General features: G+C 52.5%; 1 protein-coding gene. It reads right to left on the bottom strand.

All coding sequences use genetic code 11. From position 1 onward, the window contains the following. Nucleotides 1-301: 301 nt before the first annotated feature. Nucleotides 302-1630: a site-specific integrase gene (locus IR083_RS09145; protein ID WP_194224064.1), complete on the bottom strand. Its 1329-nt coding sequence runs from the start codon at nucleotides 1628-1630 to the stop codon at nucleotides 302-304. Between the last annotated feature and the right edge of the window lie 165 nt (nucleotides 1631-1795).

The following is a 1795-nucleotide window of genomic DNA, read 5'->3' as shown; positions in this document are numbered from 1 at the left end:
ATTTGATAAAATAACGTTTACTTTTGCATATGTTTATATGCGTTAAACAAACAGGTTCCGGCACTTGGTAAGTGTCAGGTGTTCAGACTAAACAGTAAAATTAACGCAAAATGTTCAGTTTTGTGTGATCCGGCTCCAAATTAGCCCCTCTTTTCCGCTTTTCAGTTAAAATATGATTGCAAATATAAAATAAATATTTTATATTCAGGTAGAAACAAAAAAAAATCTGCCGCTATATAAATACAGCAGTCAGTTATTTGTTAAGATGCATAGCTTTTGTTTGTCAAGGCTAAGAAACCTGTCAGCCCTGCAAAGGGGCGAAGCCGCCGTTACCGGCCGGCGGTGCTGACAGGGCCAGTGCGATCTGCTCGTTGGCACGGTCCAGGGTCGAGCGGTCGAAGGAGGCCAGGTAGGTATAGGTCATCTTCTCCGAGGAGTGGCCAAGCCCCTCGCTGATAACCCACAGCGGCAGGTTCTGTTTCTTGCCCGTGGTAGCCCAGCTGTGGCGGGAGACATGGGTCGATAACTTCCCTCCGATACCCGCTAAAGCGGACAGCTTTTTCAGGCGTTTATTCTGCAGGCGCAGGCCGTTCTCGTATTGCAGGCGCGCGGGCCTGCCCGCATCCCGGATGATGGGGAAAAGGTAGGGGCTGTGGCGGACCTCGCCGCTGAAGCTGTCGATCAGCCGCTGTAAGGACGGGGTGAGCGTCACCTCGATCTTCTGGCCGGTCTTTTTGCGGTAGTAGCTGATCACGCCCTGGCGGATATTTTCCTTGCGCAGGTAAGCCATATCGACAAAGCTCATCCCACGGGCATGGAAACAAAAGAAAAAGTAGCGCCACGAGGTATAAAGGCCGCTGTCCAAAGGCCGTGATCCTTCCGGAAGTTCACTGCTATCCGCAGGCCGGAGGCTCTGCTGTTCCAGCAAAGTGGAAAAATCAAGGCTGTTCAGCGCGCGGAGGCTCTCGATATCCAACGCCCTTTTGCGGGTTTGCTGGAAGCCCGTGAATACATTTTCAAAAGGATTGTCACGCTTGGGTTCGGTCACTTTCTCTTTAACCGCTTTCCAATAGATAGCGCGCAGCACGCGCATATAGTAAGAGATCGTATTCATCGCCTTGCCACGCTCCTTCAGGTAGGTCTCGAACTCTTTCATCATACAGGCGTTGATATGGCTTAAGGGAATGTCATGCCCCTTATTGAAACGGATAAGCCCGCGGCTGACGGTACGGTAAGCACGCGCGGTACGCTCCTGACCGCCGCGAAGCAGCTGACGGGCCTGCTGGTCGGCGAAGCCGTAAAGGCCGGCCGGGCTATGGCCGCAACGGTAGTTATGCAGGATGTCATCAACCGTATAACGCCCCGCTTTCTCCAGCCGACAGGCTATTTCTGCGAACTGTTCCCGGTAACCGCAAAGGCTCTCCGCAGCCCTGGACAGGTAAGGCCAACGCGGATTGCCTTCTTCCGGAAGGACCACCCTTTGACAAACCGCGTCCCACTCCGCGGGGTACAGACGCAGCGGACTGGTGATCACTTTGACTTTCCGCCCGTGGATCAGCCGGAGGCAAAGGCTCCCCTGGCTGCGACCCCCACGCGCGGAGGGACGCAGGATAAATTTTAATGTCGCCATAGTTTAAGATTGGATTGTAATTATTGTTACCATATGTATTGTTCGTTTACCGGCAAATTTCTCGTACTCCCGGGGATTTCAATCCCGGGACTTGCCCCGGGGGTGTTACTGCCGGATTATTGTCTTATCGCAAAGATAGGACAGCTAAACGGAGTTCTGAAATTT

This window comes from Dysgonomonas sp. GY75 (assembly GCF_015234155.1).
Classification (GTDB): domain Bacteria; phylum Bacteroidota; class Bacteroidia; order Bacteroidales; family Dysgonomonadaceae; genus Dysgonomonas; species Dysgonomonas gadei.
This window is presented reverse-complemented; position numbering and strand designations above follow the sequence as displayed.